The following is a 3,471-nucleotide window of genomic DNA, read 5'->3' on the forward strand; positions in this document are numbered from 1 at the left end:
CGATCCGCGCTTCGCCGGCATCCTGTTCGACCTGGCGCACGAGCTCGGCTACCGCTGCCTGGTGGCCCACCATGCCGAGGAGGGCTGCCGGCTCGCCACCGAGCATGCGCCGGACGCGGTGCTGCTGGACATGCAGTTGCCGGACGAATCGGGGCTGTCGGTGCTGCAGCACCTGAAGGACAACCCGCGCACCCGCCACGTGCCCGTGCACGTGATCTCGGTGGAGGACCGCAGCGAGCCCGCCCTGCAGCTGGGCGCCATCGGCTATGCGCGCAAGCCCGCCACCCGCGAGCAGCTGAAGGAGGTGTTCTCGCGCGTCGAGGCCAAGCTGAGCCAGAAGCTCAAGCGCGTGCTGCTGGTGGAGGACGACCCGCGCCAGCAGGACAGCGTGAAGGCCCTGATCGGCGACAGCGACATCGAGATCGTCGCCGTCGCGCAGGGTGCCGAGGCGCTGCGGGCCCTCTCGCAAAGCGTGTTCGACTGCATGATCATCGACCTCAAGCTGCCGGACATGAACGGGCAGGAGCTGCTGCGCCGCATGGCCGCCGGCGAGAGCCGCTCCTTCCCGCCCGTGATCGTGTACACCGGCCGCAACCTCACCCGCGACGAGGAAGCCGAGCTGATGCGCTACTCGCGCTCGATCATCATCAAGGGCGCGCGCTCGCCCGAGCGCCTGCTCGACGAGGTGACGCTGTTCCTGCACAAGGTGGAGAACCAGCTGTCCTCGGAGCGCCAGAAGATGCTGCGCACCGCGCGCAGCCGCGACCGCGCCTTCGAGGCGCGCCGCATCCTGGTGGTGGACGACGACATGCGCAACATCTTCGCCCTCACCAGCGCCCTGGAGCAGAAGGGCGCGGACGTGGAGGTGGCGCGCAACGGCGTCGAGGCGCTGCAGAAGCTGGAACAGGACCCGGACGGCATCGACCTGGTGCTGATGGACATCATGATGCCGGAGATGGACGGCCTCGCCGCCACGCGCGAGATCCGCAAGAACCCGCGCTGGCAGAAGCTGCCGATCATCGCCGTCACGGCCAAGGCGATGAAGGAGGACCAGGAGAAGAGCCTGGCCGCCGGCGCCAACGACTACCTGGCCAAGCCGGTGGAGCTGGAGCGCCTGTTCTCGCTGATCCGGGTCTGGATGCCCAAGCTGGAGCGGGTGGGATGAATCCCGCGGTCGCCGACATCGAGCTGCGGCTGCTGGTGGAGGCGGTCTACCTGCGCTACGGCCACGACTTCCGCGACTACGCGCAGGCCTCGCTGAAGCGCCGCGTCGGCCAGGCGCAGGTGCGCATGAAGGCGCCCACGATCTCGGCGCTGCAGGAGCGCATCCTGCACGACCCGCAACAGTTCGCGCAGCTGCTGCAGTACCTCACGGTGCCGGTGAGCGAGATGTTCCGCGACCCGGCGTACTTCCTCGCGATCCGGCGCCACGTCGTGCCCGTGCTGAACACCTATCCCTCGCTGAAGGTCTGGGTGGCGGGCTGCAGCACCGGCGAGGAGGCGTATTCGATGGCGATCCTGCTGCACGAGGAGGCGCTGCTGGAACGCACCATCCTCTACGCCACCGACATCAACCACGCCTCGCTGGAGAAGGCCCGCAAGGGCATCTTCGACCTCGAGGCGATGCAGGGCTTCACCCGCAACTACCAGCAGGCCGGCGGCCAGGCCGCCTTCAGCGACTACTACACGGCGGCCTACGGCGGCGCCCTGATGGACAAGGCCCTGCGCGACGCCATCACCTTCGCCGACCACAGCCTCGCCACCGACGCCGTGTTCGCCGAGACGCATTTCGTCTCCTGCCGCAACGTGCTGATCTACTTCAACCGCGAGCTGCAGGACCGCGCGCTGGGCCTGTTCCACGAATCGCTGGCGCACCGCGGCTTCCTGGGGCTGGGCTCGAAGGAGACGCTGGATTTCTCGGCCTATGCCAGCCAGTTCGAGCCTGTGAGCCGGCCCGAACGCCTGTACCGGCGGCTGCCGGAGGCGCGATGAAGCGCGAACTGCCCGCCGGCTTCGCCTTCGCCGCCGAGATGGTGGCGATCGGCGGCTCCGCCGGCGGCGTGGACGCGCTGCTGACGCTGCTGGACGGACTGCCGCCGCTGCGCGCGGCCATCGTGATCGTGCTGCACCTGCCGGACTGGCAGGAAAGCCGGCTGGTCGACGTGTTCGGGCTGCGCCTCGCGGCGCCGGTGCGCGAAGCGCAGCCGCATGCGCCCATCGAGCCGGGGCACATCTACTTCGCCCCGCCCGGCTACCACCTCCTCGTGGAGCAGGATCGCAGCTTCTCCCTCAGCTGCGACGCGCCGGTGCTGTTCTCGCGCCCTTCCATCGACGTGCTGTTCGAGTCCTGCGCCGGGGCCATCGGCCGGCGGCTCGCAGCCCTTCTTCTTACCGGCGCCAACGAGGATGGCGCGGAAGGCCTCGCGAGCATCCAGGCGGCGGGCGGCCTGTGCGCCGTGCAGGATCCCGACGAGGCCGCCCACCCCACGATGCCCGCCGCCGCCCTGCGCCTCGCCCAGCCCGATTTCGTGCTGCCGCTGGCCGGACTGCGCAGCCTGCTGCACACTGTCGCCTGCCGATGACCGATCCCTCCCCCGATGTCAACGTGCTGCTGGTCGACGACCTGCAGGAAAACCTGGTCGCCCTGGAGGCGCTGATCCGCCAGGCCGGCCGCCGCATCTTCACCGCACGCTCCGGCGAGGAGGCGCTGTCGCTGATGCTGGAGCATCCCTTCGCGCTGGCCATCCTCGACGTGCAGATGCCGTCCATGAACGGCTTCGAGCTGGCGGAGCTGATGCGCGGCACCGAGCGCACCCGCACCATTCCCATCGTGTTCGTCAGCGCCGCCGGGCGGGAACTGAATTACGCCTTCCGCGGCTACGAGAGCGGGGCCGTCGATTTCCTCTACAAGCCGCTCGATCCGGTGGCGGTGCGCAGCAAGGTCAACGTGTTCGTGGAATTGTTCCGCCAGCGCCAGGACCTGCAGGCCGCCAAGGCCGACCTGCAGCGGGCGGTGAACATGCGCGACGACTTCATGTCCATGATCGCGCACGAGCTGCGCAACCCGCTCAACTCGGTGTACCTGCAGGCGCAGCTGCGCCGGCGCATGTTCTCCGGGCCCAAGGTGCCCGATGCGCAGCAGATGCTCACGATGGTGGAGCGCGACGAGCGCCAGATCCGCAGCATGGTGCGCCTGCTGGACGACATGCTGGACGTCTCCCGGGCCCGCACCGGCCGGCTGGCGATGGTGCCGGCCCCCTTCGACCTGGCGCAGTCGGCGCGCGAGGTGGTCGAGGCCATCCGCGAGCAGGCCACCAGCAGCGGCGTCGCGATCACCCTGGCCGCGCCCGAGTCGCTGCCGCAGGTGGGCGACGAGTTCCGCATCGAGCAGGTGATCACCAACCTGCTCACCAACGCCCTGCGCTACGGCCAGGGCAAGCCGGTGGCGGTGACCGTCGGCGAGCGCGAGGA

Annotated in this window: 4 protein-coding genes; all 4 read left to right on the forward strand. The window is 69.5% G+C overall.

The window, feature by feature from the left end; genetic code table 11:
• A partial coding sequence (locus tag VFM98_RS09305) for a response regulator (protein WP_325109642.1) occupies nt 1-1,165 on the forward strand: 1,165 nt, incomplete at its 5' end.
• Nucleotides 1,162-1,992 (forward strand): protein-glutamate O-methyltransferase CheR, encoded by an 831-nt coding sequence (locus VFM98_RS09310; protein ID WP_325109643.1) that lies wholly within the window; start codon nt 1,162-1,164, stop codon nt 1,990-1,992. The genes VFM98_RS09305 and VFM98_RS09310, both read left to right, overlap by 4 nt.
• Entirely contained in the window at nt 1,989-2,582 is a 594-nt protein-coding gene (locus VFM98_RS09315; protein WP_325109644.1) for a chemotaxis protein CheB, read from the forward strand. Before VFM98_RS09310 ends, VFM98_RS09315 begins: the two co-directional genes overlap by 4 nt.
• The coding region (locus VFM98_RS09320; protein WP_325109645.1) for a hybrid sensor histidine kinase/response regulator at nt 2,579-3,471 on the forward strand (893 nt) is incomplete at its 3' end. The genes VFM98_RS09315 and VFM98_RS09320, both read left to right, overlap by 4 nt.

The organism is Ramlibacter sp. (genome assembly GCF_035706265.1).
In the GTDB taxonomy this organism is placed as follows: domain Bacteria; phylum Pseudomonadota; class Gammaproteobacteria; order Burkholderiales; family Burkholderiaceae_C; genus Ramlibacter.

Excerpts from the sequence above, each read along its gene's own strand:
- VFM98_RS09310 (WP_325109643.1), top strand. The coding sequence starts at position 1,162 with ATGAATCCCGCGGTCGCCGACATCGAGCTGCGGCTGCTGGTGGAGGCG.
- VFM98_RS09315 (WP_325109644.1), top strand. The coding sequence starts at position 1,989 with ATGAAGCGCGAACTGCCCGCCGGCTTCGCCTTCGCCGCCGAGATGGTG.